The sequence below is a fragment of the Scleromatobacter humisilvae genome, assembly GCF_023231945.1.
Lineage (GTDB): Bacteria > Pseudomonadota > Gammaproteobacteria > Burkholderiales > Burkholderiaceae_C > Scleromatobacter > Scleromatobacter humisilvae.
Genome location: NZ_JAJLJH010000006.1, coordinates 37,188 through 53,105, shown reverse-complemented (window position 1 = coordinate 53,105; position 15,918 = coordinate 37,188). Strand labels below are relative to the sequence as shown.

Below are 15,918 nucleotides of genomic sequence, written 5' to 3'. Positions count from 1 at the left end.
GTAGTTTGTACCGTTTCGGGCGCGACCGGTTCAATCGCCCGGTCGATAATTCCCCACAATTGGGGCGTTGCGACCTCGTGGCGCTGCTCGCACAATCGTCCACGCCCCGCTCATAGACCGCGTTCCCAACCCGGGAGTCCGTGCTTGTCCAGCGACCTTGCCGCACCGACCGCTGCCCTCGAGGCGCAGCTCCTGCTCGATACGTTTCGGGGTATCGACCTCGGCGTCGTCTGGCTCGACGAGCAGGCGCGCATCGTGCTCGCCAACGACTTCTTCGCGGGCTGGGCCCGCACGGACGCCGCGGCGCTCGCCGGCCGGCCGCTGGCGGCGCTGGTCGACGACCTGACGCCCGACCACTGGCAGACGATCCGCCACGCGGCCGACACCCGCGTGCCGCCCCGCCTGACCATGCGCGGGTCCGACGGCCGCCCGCACGTGCTCGAGGTGCGCGCGCGCGCCGTGATCGAGGGCGGCCGCGAGCTGACGGCGCTGCTGCTGATCCCGATCGCCGACCGCATCGAGGCCGAGGCCATCGACGGCCTGCAGCGCGAGGTGCTGGAATCGATCGCGCTCGGGCGACCGCTGCGCTCCGTGCTGGACCTGCTGTGCCGCCGCGTGGAGTCGCTCGCGCCCGAGGTCGCGTGCTCGGTGCTGCTCGTCGAGAAGAACGGCACCGTCACGCCGATCGCCGGCCCCAGCCTGCCGCCGGCCTACGTCGATGCGCTGCACGGCGCGCCGATCGGCCCGCGCGCGGGCTCGTGCGGCACCGCGGCCTGGCGACGCGAGGCGGTCGAGGTGACCGACATCGCCACCGACCCGCTGTGGGCGGACTACCGCGACCTGCTGCACATCCTGCCGATGGCGGCCTGCTGGTCGACGCCCATCATCGCGGGCAACGGCGAGGTCGTCGCCACCTTCGCGCTCTACTACCGCACGCCCGGTGCGGCGCCGCCGTTCCACCGGCGCATGGTCGAGGCCTGCGTGCCGCTGTGCCGGGTCGCGCTGCAGCACGAGGCCAACCGCACCGAGATCGAGCGGCTGGCGTATTTCGACCCGCTCACGGGCCTGCCCAACCGGCGCCTGTTCACCGACCGCGCACGCCAGACGCTGCAGATGGCGGTTCGCGTGCAGGCGCCCGGCGCGCTGCTGCTGTTCGACATCGACCGCTTCAAGACCACCAACGACTCCCTCGGCCACAGCGCCGGCGACGAAGTGCTGCGCGAGACGGCGCTGCGCCTGCAAGCCGAGACCGGCGAGAACGCCACCGTCGCGCGGCTGGGCGGCGACGAGTTCGCGGCGATGCTGCCGCGCTGCAGCCCGGTCGAGGCCATGCACGCCGCCGAGCGCCTGCGCCTGGCGCTGGCCGCGCCGCTGCGCATCGCGGGCATGCAGATCGAGGTGTCCACCAGCATCGGCATCGCGCTGTTCCCGCAGGACGGCGTAGAGCTGGAGCGGCTCGTCAAGAACGCCGAGATGGCGATGTACGAGGTCAAGCGCGGCGGCCGCGGCGCGTCGCGCTTCTTCACGACGACGATGAACGACGTCGTGGCGCAGCGCATGCAGATGGAGAGCGCGCTGCGACAGGTGCTGGCCGCGGGCGGGCTGGCGCTGCACTACCAGCCCAAGATGTATCTCGACGGCAGCGGCTGCGCCGGCGTCGAGGCGCTGGTGCGTTGGAACGACCCGCAGCTCGGCTCGGTGCCGCCCGACCGCTTCATCGCGCTCGCCGAGGAGTGCGGCCTGATCGGCGCGATCGACGCCTGGGTGCTGGAGACCGCGTGCGCGCAGCTGGCGGCCTGGCAGCGCGATGGCGTGCCGGTGCCCAACATGTCGGTCAACGTCTCGCCGCTGCGCTTCCATTCCGACGACGTGCCGGCGCAGGTGCAGCGGCTGCTGTCGCTGCACGGCCTCAAGCCGAGCGCGCTGATGCTGGAAGTGACCGAGCGCGTGATGCTCAGCGACGACGAACGCACGCGCGTCGACCTGCGCACGCTGCACGAGATGGGCGTGCGCCTCTCGGTGGACGATTTCGGCACCGGCTACTCCAGCCTCGGCTACCTGAAGCGGCTGCCGGTCAGCGAACTGAAGCTGGACAAGAGCTTCGTCGCCGATCTCGAGCAGGAGGCCAGCGACCGCGCGCTGGCCGACGCGGTGATCGGGATCGGCCAGGCGCTCGGACTGCAGGTGGTGGCCGAGGGCGTCGAGACCCCCGGCCAGCGCGAGTGGCTCGCCCGCGCCGGCTGCCTCGTCGCGCAGGGCTACCTCTTCACGCGCGCGCTGCCGGCCGCCGAGCTGGTGGCCTGGCTGGAACGCGAGCGCAGCGGGTGGCTCCCGCGCCGCCTGACCGCCGTGCCCGTCGGACATGCCGGCGGGGGCGCCCTCGCCGCCTGAGCGGGACAAGGCGGCCCCGACCTCGGCGATACTCGCGCTGCGCCGCCTCCGGCGCGCCGCCCGCATCCGCCATGGCCAACGATTTCGCGAAGCAACTCGAGACGCTCCAGCCGCAGCTGCTGCGCTTCGCGCGCACGCAGCTGCGCAACGAGGCGTGGGCCGAGGACGCCGTCTCCGAGACCGTCGTCGCCGCGCTGGAAAAGCCGCAGTCCTTCGCCGGCCAGTCGCAGCTGAAGACCTGGCTGGTGGGCATCCTCAAGCACAAGGTGATCGACCAGCTGCGCCGCCACAAGCGCGAGGCGACGGTGCTGACCAGCGACGACAGCGAGGACCTGGACGACCTGCTGTTCGCCCCCGACGGCCACTGGCGCGAGATGCCGGCCGACTGGGGCAACCCGGACGACGTGCTGCGCCAGCGCCAGTTCGTCGACGTGATGCAGACCTGCCTGGACAAGCTGCCGCCGACGCAGGCGCGCGTGTTCCTGGCGCGCGAGTGGCTGGAGCTGTCGTCGGACGAGGTGTGTAAGGAATTGACCATCACCACGACCAACCTGTGGGTGCTGCTTCACCGTGCCCGCCTGCGCCTGCGCGAATGCCTGCAGGCCGGCTGGTTCGATGCCCACCCTGCCGCTCCCGCAACTGCCCGATGAGCTTGTTTTATCGCAACTGCCGCGAAGTCACCCGCCTGATCCTCGAGCGCGAGAATCGGGCACTGAGCGTCGTCGAGCGCGTCGCGGTGCGCTTCCACCTGGGCATCTGCCTGATGTGCACGCGCTTCACCGGGCAGGTCAAGCTGATGAACCGGGCCATGGCGCAGTGGAAGCGCTACGCGGAGCACGACGAGCACGACGGCTCCGGCGGCTGAGCGGGGCCGCGCCACCGAACTGGCGGCCGATGGCCGCTCTATTCGCGGCTTCGCAGCGGGGCCGCGCTTCCAGAATCGACAAGGCCCCCACATGTCGATGGGGAGTGGATGCGCACGCGCGCAAATGCCATGTCCGATCTATCGCTGCCTCCCCTGAACGCCCCGGAGCTTCGCTCCGCGGATCGCGCCCCGGCCGAGTCGTCGCTGTGGGCCATGCCGCCCGCCGCGAACGCGGGAACGGCGTGGCCGCTGGGCACCAGCGAGCCGTGCGCGATCCTCGGCCTCAACGACAAGAGCTTCAATGCCCGCCTGGCGCAGTTCGACGCGAACACGGGCCTGGCCACCGTCTTCGTGCCGCCGGCGCGCTCGCCGATGCAGCTGCGCTTCGGCCAGTTCCAGCGCCTGACGCTCACCGAGCCCGTGATGCCGTCGAGCAACGGCGTCAACGCCGCGCCCGGCTGGGCCGACCGCGTGCCGGGCGACACCGAATTCCAGGTGCAGCTGAACAACGGCAAATCGCACACGGGCCGCACCATCAGCCACGTCGAGAACGATCAGGGACTGTTCCTGTTCCCGCCGATCGGCGAGTCCGGCCTGGTGCAGCGCATGTTCTACCCGCGCAGCGCCTATCGCCGGGTCGACTTCGGACCGCGCCTCGGTGAAGTGCTCGTCAGCCAGCACACGCTGTCGCCGCAGCAGCTGCGGGACGCGCTCGCCGAGCAGCAACGCATCCGCAACCTGAAGCTGGGCGAGATGCTGGTCGAGGTCGAGCTGATCACGCCGCCGCAGCTGCAGCAGGCGTTGGAGCTGCAGTCGCGCACGCCGATGCTTCGCCTGGGCGAGGCGCTGATCTCGCTGACGATCCTGTCGCCCGAGAACCTGGCCAGCGCGCTGCGCAGCCAGACGCGCAACCGCAACCTGCCGCTGGGCGAGCTGCTGGTCAACCACGGCGTGATCTCGCGCGAGGAGCTGCGCGAGGCGCTGGAGATCAAGCGGGCGCAGTTGCCTGACGACGCGCCATCGCTGCCGATGCTCGATCCGCTGGTGTTCCAGACCACCGCGTCGCCGCCGCAGATCACCGAGGCGCTGGCCGAGGCCGAGAAGCAGCAGCCCAAGCCGCAACGCCCTGGCGACGCGCTGCGCAGCGACCACGTCAAGACCCCCGAGCAGCTGCATGCCGCGATCGAGGCGCAGAGCCGCATGCCGATGGTGCGCATCGGCGAGGCGCTGATCGCGCTCGGCTACATCACCGAGGGCCAGCTCGCCGCCGCGCTCACCAACCAGGGCAAGGACCGCAAGGTTCCGCTGGGCGAGCTGCTGGTCAACGAAGGCCTCATCACGCGGAGCAACCTGCAGACCGCGCTGGCCCGCAAGATGGGCTATCCGCAGGTCGACGTGCTGGCCTTCCCGATCGACATCGAGGCGCTGCGCAAGCTGCCGGTGGCCGCCGCGCAGCGGCTCGAGATGCTGCCGCTGGGCCTGATGAACGGCAAGGTGATCGTCGCGACGGAAGATCCGTCCCGGCGCGACCGCATCGACGAGGCCGAGTTCCTGACGCAGTCCAAGGTCGTGCCGGTGCTGCCGGCCGCGGGCAACCTGCTCGAACAGATCCCGCTGCTCTACGCCAAGGGCGGCCTCGACGAGATGACGCTGGAATTCAGCGCCGTGCCGGTGCCCGAGAGCCAGAGCAGCGACTCGCTGCTGGCCGCGCTCGAGCTGCCCGGCGACAACATGGGCAAGGCGCTCTCCGACGACAGCGACGATGCCGTCGAACAGTCCGACAGCTCGCTGGTGCGGCTGATCAACTCGATGATCGTCGAGGCGCACACGCAGGGCGTGTCCGACATCCACATCGAGACGCGCCCGGGCCGCGAGAAGGTCAAGGTGCGCTTCCGCGTCGACGGCCTGCTGCGCCCGTACCTCGAGTTGCCGCACACCTATCGGCAGGCGCTGGTCGCGCGGCTGAAGATCATGTGCGACCTCGACATCTCCGAGCGCCGCCGCCCGCAGGACGGCAAGATCAACTTCGCGCGCTTCGTGCCGAGCTGCCCGATCGAGCTGCGCGTGGCGATGATCCCGACGGCCAACGGCCTCGAGGACGCCGTGCTGCGTATCCTCGCGTCGGCCAAGCCGCTGCCGCTCGATTCGCTGGGCATGTCGCCGCACAACCTGTCGCACCTGAAGAAGGCGGTCGAGCGTCCGTACGGCATGGTGCTGTGCGTCGGCCCGACCGGCTCCGGCAAGACGACCACGCTGCACTCGGCGCTGAGCTTCATCAACACGCCCGAGCGCAAGATCTGGACGGCCGAGGATCCGGTCGAAATCACGCAGGCCGGGCTGCGCCAGGTGCAGGTCAATCCGAAGATCGACTGGACCTTCGCGAAGGCGCTGCGCGCGTTCCTGCGCGCCGATCCGGACGTGATCATGGTGGGCGAAATCCGCGACAACGAGACGGCGCAGATCGCGGTCGAATCGTCGCTGACAGGCCATCTGGTGCTGTCGACGCTGCACACCAACAGCGCGCCCGAGACCATCACCCGGCTGCTCGACATGGGCATGGATCCGTTCAACTTCGCCGACGCGCTGCTCGCGGTGCTGGCCCAGCGTCTCGTGCGCCGCATCTGCAGCGGCTGCAAGACCTCGACGCCCGCCACCGACGAACAGATCGAGGAGCTGCTGAACGATTCGTTGCACATCTGGGGCGACCACCCGCAGGCGCCGACGCGCGAGGCCACGCTGGCCGACTGGACGAGTCGCTACGCCGTCGACGGCCGCCTGATGTTCTACAAGGGCACGGGCTGCGCCAAGTGCGGCAACACGGGCGTCAAGGGCCGCGCCGGCGTGCACGAGCTGCTGACCGTCACCAAGGGCGTGCGGCACCTGATCCAGCAAGGCGGCCGCGCCGAGCAGATCCAGCAGCACGCGATGGGCGAAGGCATGCGCACGCTGCGCCAGGACGGCATCGAGAAGGTGCTGGCCGGCGTGACGACGATCGAGGAGGTGCGCGCGACGTCGAACAACTGACGCCGTCCGCCGCAAAGGACGAACGCCGCGCGGCTGCGAAGCCGGGCGGCGTTTCCACGTGCGCGCGCGGGTCAGCGCGCGCGTGACGCGAGGATCACTTCCACATGCCCGACGCGGCCGTCGACGGCGCGGCGGCGCTGTTGGTGGTCGGTGCCGCCGGCATGACCTTGACCGTGGTCGTCGTGGTGGTGGTCTGCGTGACCGTCGAGCCGTTGGCCAGGGCCGCGGCGTTGTTGGCCGCGACGCCGCCCGCGGCGGCGATCGAGCCCGGCGACGCGACGCTGGGCGCGAGCGCGCCGGCGTTGGCGCCGGCCTTCTGCGACGACTGCACCGCGATGCGCTGCTCGTCTTCCTGGCAGTTGTCGACCAGGCGGTGATGTTCCTTCTGGTTCATCAGCATCGACTTCATCGGGATCTGGATCCACACGACGGCGCCGGCCGTGTCGACCAGGCGGATCGCGCCGGTGGTGGTCTCTTCCGGCACCATGATGTACGTCTTGTGGTCGTAGACGACCTTGAAGTTGCCGTTGTGGCCCGGGATCTTCTCGACGTCGACCTTCTCCTTGAACTCGCAGTCGGCGATGCCGGTCATCACGCGGTCGGCCATCGACAGCTGGCCCTCGTTCAGGTTGTCGTTGGTGGCGGAGACGGGCTCGGCGGCCGCCTTGCCGGCGGGCTTCCTGGCCGTCTTGGCCGGGCTGGGCTTGGCATTGACCGCCGGCGTGGCGGCGCTCTGGGCAAACGCGGAGGACAGGGTGAGCGTGGCCAGGGCGGCGGCGGCAGTCAGGGTGCGGAACATCAGGAGAGCTCTCCGGTTTTGGACGGTACCGAATTGTCGGCCAAGCACCCCCACGAGTTACACATTCAGGTGCAACGCCTTGTTTCGTGGCTTCGGGATGCCAACTGCGTCACGCTTTCAATGACCGAACCACCGCACGCGCGCCTCAGCGGGCAGTTGGGAATGGCCGCCTGCCGACGTGCGGTGCGCGCGCTCGATCACGTGCCAGAAGTAGCGATAGCTCGCGCGGTCGTGCAGGTGCTCGCGGCCGTTGTGGCGCAGGCGGATCGGGCCCCAGTCGGCAGCCTGGGCCGCCATGACGACCTCGACGGCCAGGTCGACCTCCGCGGCCGTCGGCGCGAACGCGTCGACGATCACCTCGACCTGGTCGGGGTGGATGCTCCACATGCGCGTGTAGCCGAACTCGCGGCACGCGCGCTCCGCCGCGCGCTGCAGCGCACGCGCGTCCTTGAACTCGGTCACGACGCAATGCGACGGCGTCTTCGAATGTCCGTGGCACGCGGCCGCGATCGCCAGCTTGGCCCGCACCACCAGCGGATGCGCGAACTGCCCTTCCGCGCTCATCGCCGACTGCGGGATCGCGCCGCGATGCGCGGAGACGAAGTCCATCAGCCCGAACGACAGCGATTCCAGCCGCGGATGCGCCGCCATCAGCTCGACGTCGCGCAGCGCGCCGTGCGTCTCCACCAGCGCGTGCAGCGGCACCTCGCGCGCGAGGCCGACGGCGCGCGCGGCGACGTCGATGGCGTGCACGGCGGCCTCGAGGTCGGCGGCGTCGCGCGACTTCGGGATCATCAGGTACGCGAGCCGCGTGCCGGCGTCGCGCAGCAGCACCTCCAGCATCTTCTCGAATGCCGGATGGCCGCGCGGCACGATGCGCGCGCCGACGCGGTCGTAGCGGTTGGCCGGCGACTGCACCAGTTCGGCGATCAGGTGCGCCTGCTCGACCTCGCCGCCCGCGGGCGCGCCGTCCTCGCCGTCGAGCGTGACGTCGAACACCGGCCCCAGTTCGGCCTGCAGCTCCAGGCTCTTGCGCATGCGCGCCTCGACGCCGGAGTAGTGGTCGCAGACCGGCAACGACGTCGTCGGATCGCCGTCCTCGAACAGGACGTCGCGCGGATGCGGCGCGGTGGTGTGCATCGCCGGAGTCTCCCTGGAATGAAAAACGCGCGGTCGATGCCGCGCGTTCAGGATAGCTCGCCTGCGGCCTCTTCGCATGCTGGCCCTTCGAGCGAAGGGCGCAAGCTGCGCGGCCGCCGCGCTCGGCCGCTCCGGAGCAAGGCCGCGCGCCCCTTGGGGGCTGTCCGCTGTACTCAGCGGACTGGGGTCGTCATGTCACAGCAGGTGGGCGACGCCGGCTTGCTCGTCCTGCAGTTCCTTGAGCGTCTTGTTGATGCGCTCCTGGCTGAACTCGTCGATGGCCAGGCCTTCGACGATCTTGTACTTGCCGTTCTCGGTGGTGACCGGGAAGCCGAACATCACGTCCTTGGGAATGCCGTATTCGCCGTTCGACGGGATGCCCATCGTGACCCACTTGCCGTTCGAGCCCAGGGCCCAGTCGCGCATGTGGTCGATGGCGGCGTTGGCGGCCGAGGCGGCCGACGACAGGCCGCGCGCCTCGATGATGGCGGCGCCGCGCTTGCCGACGGTCGGCAGGAAGGTGTCGGCGTTCCAGACCTGGTCGTTGATCAGGTCCTTGACGGCCTTGCCGTTGACCGTCGCGAAGCGATAGTCGGCGTACATGGTGGGCGAGTGGTTGCCCCACACGGTCAGCTTCTCGATGTCGCCGACCTTGGTGCCGGTCTTGGCGGCGATCTGGCTGGCGGCGCGGTTGTGGTCCAGGCGCAGCATGGCGGTGAAGTTCTCGCGCGGCAGGCTGGGCGCGCTCTTCATCGCGATGTAGGCGTTGGTGTTGGCGGGGTTGCCGACGACCAGCACCTTGACGTTGCGCGAGGCGACCTTGTCCAGCGCCTTGCCTTGCGCCGTGAAGATCTGGGCGTTGGCGGCCAGCAGGTCGGCGCGCTCCATGCCGGGGCCGCGCGGGCGGGCGCCGACGAGCAGCGCGTAGTCGGCGTCCTTGAAGGCGGTCATCGGGTCGCCGTGCGCTTCCATGCCGGCCAGCAGCGGGAAGGCGCAGTCGTCGAGTTCCATCATCACGCCCTTGAGCGCCTTCTGGGCCTTTTCGTCGGGGATCTCGAGCAGTTGCAGGATGACCGGCTGGTCCTTGCCCAGCATCTCGCCCGAGGCGATGCGGAACAGGAGGGCGTAGCCGATCTGGCCAGCGGCGCCGGTGACGGCGACGCGAACGGGGGACTTGCTCATGGAAATGTCTCCGAGACGAGAGGATGGACCGATGAAGGACCAGCGGCGAGGCCGTCGATCCGAGAACTGGCACGGGCGACCCGACATGCGATCGAGCCCGGGGCTGGGGCCGAAGTTTACTGCGACTCCAGGGAAAAACCCGAACAGGGTCAATCATCTTATGTCTTATACAAGACAAGCCAAGTCGGATGCTCGAGACAAGGTGGACGGCGGCCGCCGCGCTGTGCTGCAATCGCGGCGGCCCTTCGCTTGCGGGCCGCCCAACCCTCCTGCCGCCGCTGCCCATGTCCTCGGATCCGTCCGGCCCCGCCTTCAGCCCGTTGTACCAGCAGATCAAGCTGCTGATCACGCGCAGCCTGCAGGAAGGCGAATGGAAGCCGGGCGAGGCGATTCCCGCCGAGACCGACCTGGCCGCGCGCTACCGCGTCAGCCAGGGCACGGTGCGCAAGGCGATCGACGAGCTCGCCACCGAGAACCTGCTGGTGCGCCGCCAGGGCAAGGGCACCTTCGTCGCGACGCACGCGGAAGAGCAGATCCAGTACCGCTTCCTGCGCCTGGCGCCCGACGATGGCAAGACCCGGGGCATGGAGCGCCACTTCATCGACTGCAAGCGCATGCGCCCGCCCGCGCCCGTCGCGCGCGCGCTCGACCTGAAGGGCGCCGAGGGCGCGATCCTGATCCGCCGCACGCTCGCCCAGGACGAGCGCCCCGTCGTGCTCGACGAGATCTGGCTGCCGGCCCTGATGTTCAAGGGCCTCACCGCCGAGCGCCTGACCGGCTACATCGGCCCGATGTACAACATGTTCGAGACGGAGTTCGGCGTGCGCATGATCCGCGCCGAGGAAAAGATCCGCGCGGTCGCGGCCGACGCCTCGACCGCCGAGGTGCTGGCGGTGCCCGAGGGCACGCCGCTGCTGTCGGTGGAGCGCCTGTCGTTCACGTACGGCGACCGGCCGGTCGAACTGCGACGCGGCCTCTACCGCACCGACAGCCACCATTACCGCAACACGCTGAGCTGACCGCACCATGACAGCGTCGCGACGACTCCTTCCGAGCCCTTCGGCCACCCGCCATTCGCGGGAAAAGCGACGATCTGCGGATTCCAATCCCGACTTGGGCAACGCATGTTGCATTGCCATAAAATTCGCGGGTTTTACCGGTCCCCGCCGCCTTCAGGCGACGGCGAACCGCGGCGTGCAGGCGCCGGCAACCAGGTGGCGCACCGTTGGCGCCGCCCAGACGACATAACGAGAAGGACGCACCATCATGGCTGACGCGAAGGCGATCAAGAAACGACCCGGGACGATGCATCTGATCGATGCGACCCAGTACCGGCTGCCGCCGGCCGGCTGGGTGTCCATCCTGCACCGCGTCAGCGGGCTGATCCTGATCATCCTGATGCCGTTCGTGATCTGGATGTTCGACACCAGCCTGTCGTCCGAGGTCACGTTCGACCAGTTCCGCACCGCGTTCATCGGCGGCATCGGCTTCGTGCCGGCCTTCGTCGTCAAGCTCGCCGCGCTGGCGCTGATCTGGGGCTTCCTGCAGCACTTCTGCGCCGGCGTGCGCCACCTGTACATGGACTTCACGCACACGGTGGACAAGGAATTCGGCCGCGTGTCCGCACTCGTCGCGATCGGCGTCGCCGCGCTGCTGACGCTGGTGTTCGCCTACAAGCTGTTCGTCGGCTATTGACAGTACGCACAACCATGTCTACCAACTACGGATCCAAGCGCGTCGTCGTCGGCGCCCACTACGGCCTGCGCGACTGGCTGGTGCAGCGCGCCACCGCCTGCCTGATGGCGCTGTTCACCGTCATCATCGTCATCGAGTGCCTGACGCCCGGCGAGATGAGCTACGCCAAGTGGGCCGGCATCTTCGCCCCGCAATGGATGAAGGTGCTCACCTTCGTCATGATCGCCTCCATCCTGTGGCACGCCTGGGTCGGCGTGCGCGACGTCCTGATGGACTACGTCAAGCAGATGGCCGCGCGCCTCGTGCTGCAAGTTGCCGCCATCGCCTGGCTCGTCGGCTGTGCCGGCTGGGCCCTGCAAGTCCTCTGGAGAATCTGAGAATGTCCGTCGACAACAAAATCACCAAGCGCAAGTTCGACGTCGTCATCGTCGGCGCGGGCGGCTCGGGCATGCGCGCCTCGCTGCAGCTGTCGCTCGCCGGCCTGAACGTCGCCGTGCTCTCGAAGGTGTTCCCCACGCGCTCGCACACCGTCGCGGCCCAGGGCGGCATCGGCGCGTCGCTCGGCAACATGAGCGAGGACAACTGGCACTTCCACTTCTACGACACCGTCAAGGGCTCCGACTGGCTCGGCGACCAGGACGCGATCGAGTTCATGTGCCGCGAGGCGCCCAAGGTCGTCTACGAACTCGAGCACTTCGGCATGCCGTTCGACCGCAACGCCGACGGCACGATCTACCAGCGCCCGTTCGGCGGCCACACCGCCAACTACGGCGAGAAGGCCGTGCAGCGCGCCTGCGCCGCGGCCGACCGCACCGGCCACGCGCTGCTGCACACGCTGTACCAGCAGAACGTCAAGTCGCACACGCAGTTCTTCGTCGAGTGGATGGCGCAGGATCTCATCCGGGACGCCGACGGCGACGTCGTGGGCGTCACCGCCATCGAGATGGAGACGGGCGACCTGCACATCCTCGAGGCCAAGGTGGTGCTGATGGCCACCGGCGGCGCGGGCCGCATCTACCAGGCGTCGACCAACGCGTTCATCAACACCGGCGACGGCCTGGGCATGGCCGCGCGCGCGGGCATCCCGCTGGAAGACATGGAGTTCTGGCAGTTCCACCCGACCGGCGTCGCCGGCGCCGGCGTGCTGCTGACGGAAGGCTGCCGCGGCGAGGGCGCGATCCTGCGCAACGCCGACGGCGAGCGCTTCATGGAGCGCTACGCCCCGCACTACAAGGATCTCGCGCCGCGCGACTTCGTCTCGCGCTGCATGGACCAGGAGATCAAGGAAGGCCGCGGCTGCGGTCCGAACAAGGACTACATCCACCTCGACATGACCCACCTGGGCGTCGAGACGATCATGAAGCGCCTGCCCTCGGTGCTGGAGATCGGCCACAACTTCGCCAACGTCGACATCACGAAGGAGCCGATCCCCGTGGTGCCGACCATCCATTACCAGATGGGCGGCATCCCGACCAACATCCACGGCCAGGTCGTCGCGCCCAAGGACGGCGATCCGAACGCGGTGATCAACGGCCTGTACGCGGTGGGCGAATGCTCCTGCGTCAGCGTGCACGGCGCGAACCGGCTGGGCACCAACTCGCTGCTGGACCTGGTGGTGTTCGGCCGCGCCGCGGGCAACCACATCGTCGCTGCCGACCTCAAGGCCAAGGCCAACAAGCCGCTGCCGGCCAACGCCGCCGAACGCACGCTGGCGCGCATGGCGCGCCTGGAGAACAACGTCGGCGGCGAATACGCGCAGACGGTTGCCAACGACATCCGTTCGACGATGCAGAAGCACGCCGGCGTGTTCCGGACGCAGGCGCTGCTCGACGAAGGCGTCAAGCAGATCGCGGCGCTGCGCGAGCGCGTGGGCAACATCACGCTGGGCGACAAGTCCAAGGTGTTCAACACCGCGCGCATCGAGGCGCTGGAAGTGGAGAACCTGATCGAGGTCGCCCAGGCCACGATCGTCTCCGCGGCCGCGCGCAAGGAATGCCGCGGCGCCCACGTGGTCGTCGACTACGAGGAACCGGCCGATTCGCCCAGGAACCCGCTGGGCCGCAACGACGTCGACTGGCTCAAGCACACGCTGTGGTACAGCGCGACCAACAGCCTCGACTACAAGCCGGTCAAGCTCAAGCCGCTGACGACGGAATCGATTCCCCTGGCCGTGCGTTCGTTCTGACGCCACAAGGATAAAAGCCATGACCAAGCGCACCTTCCAGATCTACCGCTATGACCCGGACAAGGACGACAAGCCCTACATGCAGACCCTCGAGATCGAGCTCGACGGATCGGAACGCATGCTGCTGGACGCCCTGATCAAGCTGAAGTCGATCGACCCGACGATCTCGTACCGCCGCTCGTGCCGCGAGGGCGTGTGCGGCTCGGACGCGATGAACATCAACGGCAAGAACGGCCTCGCGTGCCTGACCAACATGCTGTCGCTGCCGCAGACGATCGTGCTCAAGCCGCTGCCCGGCCTGCCGGTCATCCGCGACCTGATCGTCGACATGACGCAGTTCTTCCAGCAGTACAACTCGATCAAGCCGTACCTGGTCAACGACACGCCGCCGCCCGAGAAGGAGCGCCTGCAGTCGCCCGAGGAGCGCGACGAGCTCAATGGCCTGTACGAGTGCATCCTGTGCGCGTCGTGCTCCACGTCGTGCCCCAGCTTCTGGTGGAACCCGGACAAGTTCGTCGGCCCGGCCGGCCTGCTGCAGGCCTATCGCTTCATCGCCGACAGCCGCGACCAGGACACCGGTGCGCGCCTGGACAATCTCGAGGATCCGTACCGCCTGTTCCGCTGCCACACGATCATGAACTGCGTCGACGTCTGCCCGAAGGGCCTGAACCCGACGAAGGCGATCGGCAAGATCAAGGAAATGATGGTGCGCCGCGCGGTCTGAACTCCGAGCCGACGCGCACCTCTAATCACGCATCGTCACTTTTCGCACAATGGACGCCGCCATCGACCCGACCGAGCTGAACCGCCTGAAGTGGCGGTGCAAGCGCGGGCTGCTCGAGAACGACCTGTTCATCGAGCGCTTCTTCAACGAGCAGGGTGACGGGTTGACGATCCGCCACGTGGCGGGCTTGCAGCCGCTGATGGACCTGCCCGACAACGACCTGCTCGACCTCCTGCTCGCCCGGCGCGAGCCCGATGGCGAGCTCGACACCCCTGAAGTCAACGAAGTACTGGCGCTGATGCGCCGTCCTGCTGCCACAGTCCTCCAGAAAGGGAAACTCTAAATGACCCCCTCCGACGTCAAAGCGACCCTGTCGTTCTCCGATGGCAGCCCCAGCATGGAGCTGCCGATCTACAAGGGCACCATCGGTCCCGAAGTGATCGACATCCGCAAGCTCTACGGCCAGACCGGCAAGTTCACGTATGACCCGGGCTTCCTGTCGACCGCGTCCTGCAATTCCGCGATCACCTACATCGACGGCGACAAGGGCGAGCTGCTGTACCGCGGCTACCCGATCGAACAGCTCGCGGTGAACTGCGACTTCCTCGAGACCTGCCACCTGCTGCTGTACGGAGAGCTGCCCAACTCCGACCAGAAGAGCGAGTTCGTCAATCGCGTGACGCACCACACGATGGTCAACGAGCAGATGCACTTCTTCCTGCGCGGCTTCCGTCGCGATGCGCATCCGATGGCGGTCATGACCGGCCTGGTGGGCGCGCTGTCGGCCTTCTATCACGACTCGACGGACATCAATAACCCCGAGCACCGCGACATCGCCGCGATCCGCCTGATCGCCAAGATGCCGACGCTGGTGTCGATGGCCTACAAGTACTCGGTCGGCCAGCCGTTCATCTACCCGAAGAACGATCTCAGCTACGCCGGCAACTTCATGCGCATGATGTTCGCCACGCCGTGCGAGGACTTCCACGTGAGCCCGGTGATCGAGCGCGCGCTGGACCGCATCTTCATCCTGCACGCCGACCACGAGCAGAACGCGTCGACGTCCACGGTGCGCCTGTGCGGCTCGTCGGGCACCAACCCGTTCGCCGCCATCGCCGCCGGCGTCGCCTGCCTGTGGGGTCCGGCCCACGGCGGCGCCAACGAGGCCGCGCTCAACATGCTGGAAGACATCCAGCGCCGCGGCGGCGTCGAGAAGATCGGCGAGTTCATCACGCAGGTCAAGGACAAGAACTCCGGCATCAAGCTGATGGGCTTCGGCCACCGCGTCTACAAGAACTACGACCCGCGTGCCAAGCTGATGCGCGAGACCTGCCACGAGGTGCTCAACGAACTCGGCCTGCACAACGACCCGCTGTTCAAGCTGGCGATGGCGCTCGAGAAGATCGCGCTGGAAGACGACTACTTCGTCGCCCGCAAGCTCTACCCGAACGTCGACTTCTACTCGGGCATCGTGCAGCGCGCGATCGGCATCCCGGTCAGCCTGTTCACGGCCATCTTCGCGCTCGCGCGCACGGTGGGCTGGATCGCCCAGCTGAACGAGATGATCGCCGACCCCGAGTACAAGATCGGCCGTCCGCGCCAGCTGTTCTCGGGCGCCGCGCCGCGCCAGGTCAAGCCGATCGGCGAGCGTTGAATCGCCGGGGCGCGCGCAGCGCGCCATCGGCTCAACGCAAGCCGAGTTCGGCAGCCGCGCCGCGCCAGGTCAAGCCGATCGGCGAGCGTTGAATCGCCGGGGCGCGCGCAGCGCGCCATCGGCTCAACGCAAGCCGCGTTTGGCAGCCGCGCCGCGCCAGGTCAAGCTGATCGGCGAGCGTTGAACCGCGGCGTCTCGCGACGCCTCGCATGAAAAGGCCGCTCGACGAGCGGCCTTTTTTTGTTCGGAAATCGAGCTC

14 protein-coding genes are annotated in these 15,918 nt (G+C 68.5%); 11 read left to right on the top strand and 3 right to left on the bottom strand.

Features of this window, described 5'->3' with window-relative positions:
- Window positions 1-144: 144 nt before the first annotated feature.
- The 4 genes from LPC04_RS19115 to LPC04_RS19100 all read left to right on the top strand — a co-directional run bounded on the left by LPC04_RS19115 (window position 145) and on the right by LPC04_RS19100 (window position 6,280).
- Window positions 145-2,391 carry a putative bifunctional diguanylate cyclase/phosphodiesterase gene (locus LPC04_RS19115; protein WP_275683871.1) on the top strand — a complete coding sequence of 749 codons (2,247 nt, stop codon included), beginning with the start codon at window positions 145-147 and terminating at the stop codon, window positions 2,389-2,391.
- 71 nt (window positions 2,392-2,462) lie between these two features.
- Window positions 2,463-3,041 carry a sigma-70 family RNA polymerase sigma factor gene (locus LPC04_RS19110; protein WP_275683870.1) on the top strand — a complete coding sequence of 193 codons (579 nt, stop codon included), beginning with the start codon at window positions 2,463-2,465 and terminating at the stop codon, window positions 3,039-3,041.
- Window positions 3,038-3,256, top strand: coding sequence for an anti-sigma factor family protein (locus tag LPC04_RS19105; protein WP_275683869.1), 219 nt, complete (start codon window positions 3,038-3,040; stop codon window positions 3,254-3,256). The genes LPC04_RS19110 and LPC04_RS19105 overlap by 4 nt, the downstream gene beginning before the upstream one ends.
- Window positions 3,257-3,385: 129 nt before the next feature.
- On the top strand, window positions 3,386-6,280 hold the full coding sequence (locus tag LPC04_RS19100) for a type II/IV secretion system protein (RefSeq protein WP_275683868.1): 2,895 nt from the start codon (window positions 3,386-3,388) through the stop codon (window positions 6,278-6,280).
- A 94-nt stretch (window positions 6,281-6,374) separates the two neighbouring features.
- On the opposite strand, the gene LPC04_RS19095 is transcribed toward LPC04_RS19100, so the two are convergent.
- The 3 genes from LPC04_RS19095 to LPC04_RS19085 form a co-directional block, all read right to left on the bottom strand.
- Entirely contained in the window at window positions 6,375-7,079 is a 705-nt protein-coding gene (locus LPC04_RS19095; RefSeq protein WP_275683867.1) for a hypothetical protein, read from the bottom strand.
- A 117-nt stretch (window positions 7,080-7,196) separates the two neighbouring features.
- A complete protein-coding gene (locus LPC04_RS19090) occupies window positions 7,197-8,219 on the bottom strand; it encodes an HpcH/HpaI aldolase/citrate lyase family protein (RefSeq protein ID WP_275683866.1) in 1,023 nt (340 codons plus the stop codon).
- 195 nt (window positions 8,220-8,414) lie between these two features.
- Entirely contained in the window at window positions 8,415-9,401 is a 987-nt protein-coding gene (locus LPC04_RS19085; protein WP_275683865.1) for a malate dehydrogenase, read from the bottom strand.
- A 284-nt stretch (window positions 9,402-9,685) separates the two neighbouring features.
- Here LPC04_RS19085 and LPC04_RS19080 point away from each other — a divergent pair, with 284 nt between their 5' ends.
- From LPC04_RS19080 to LPC04_RS19050, 7 genes are all read left to right on the top strand, one after another.
- The gene (locus tag LPC04_RS19080; RefSeq protein ID WP_275683864.1) at window positions 9,686-10,420 is read left to right on the top strand and encodes a GntR family transcriptional regulator; all 735 of its coding nucleotides are present in this window, start codon (window positions 9,686-9,688) and stop codon (window positions 10,418-10,420) included.
- A 247-nt stretch (window positions 10,421-10,667) separates the two neighbouring features.
- Window positions 10,668-11,096 carry a succinate dehydrogenase, cytochrome b556 subunit gene (gene sdhC, locus LPC04_RS19075; protein ID WP_275683863.1) on the top strand — a complete coding sequence of 143 codons (429 nt, stop codon included), beginning with the start codon at window positions 10,668-10,670 and terminating at the stop codon, window positions 11,094-11,096.
- 14 nt (window positions 11,097-11,110) lie between these two features.
- On the top strand, window positions 11,111-11,473 hold the full coding sequence (gene sdhD / locus LPC04_RS19070) for a succinate dehydrogenase, hydrophobic membrane anchor protein (protein ID WP_275683862.1): 363 nt from the start codon (window positions 11,111-11,113) through the stop codon (window positions 11,471-11,473).
- Window positions 11,474-11,475: 2 nt separating this feature from the next.
- Entirely contained in the window at window positions 11,476-13,281 is a 1,806-nt protein-coding gene (gene sdhA / locus LPC04_RS19065) for a succinate dehydrogenase flavoprotein subunit (protein WP_275683861.1), read from the top strand.
- A gap of 19 nt (window positions 13,282-13,300) precedes the next feature.
- Window positions 13,301-14,005, top strand: coding sequence for a succinate dehydrogenase iron-sulfur subunit (locus tag LPC04_RS19060; RefSeq protein WP_275683860.1), 705 nt, complete (start codon window positions 13,301-13,303; stop codon window positions 14,003-14,005).
- Window positions 14,006-14,054: 49 nt separating this feature from the next.
- On the top strand, window positions 14,055-14,348 hold the full coding sequence (locus tag LPC04_RS19055) for an FAD assembly factor SdhE (protein ID WP_275683859.1): 294 nt from the start codon (window positions 14,055-14,057) through the stop codon (window positions 14,346-14,348).
- Complete coding sequence (locus LPC04_RS19050; protein WP_275683858.1) at window positions 14,349-15,659, top strand: citrate synthase; 1,311 nt, start codon at window positions 14,349-14,351, stop codon at window positions 15,657-15,659.
- The last annotated feature ends 259 nt before the right edge of the window (window positions 15,660-15,918 follow it).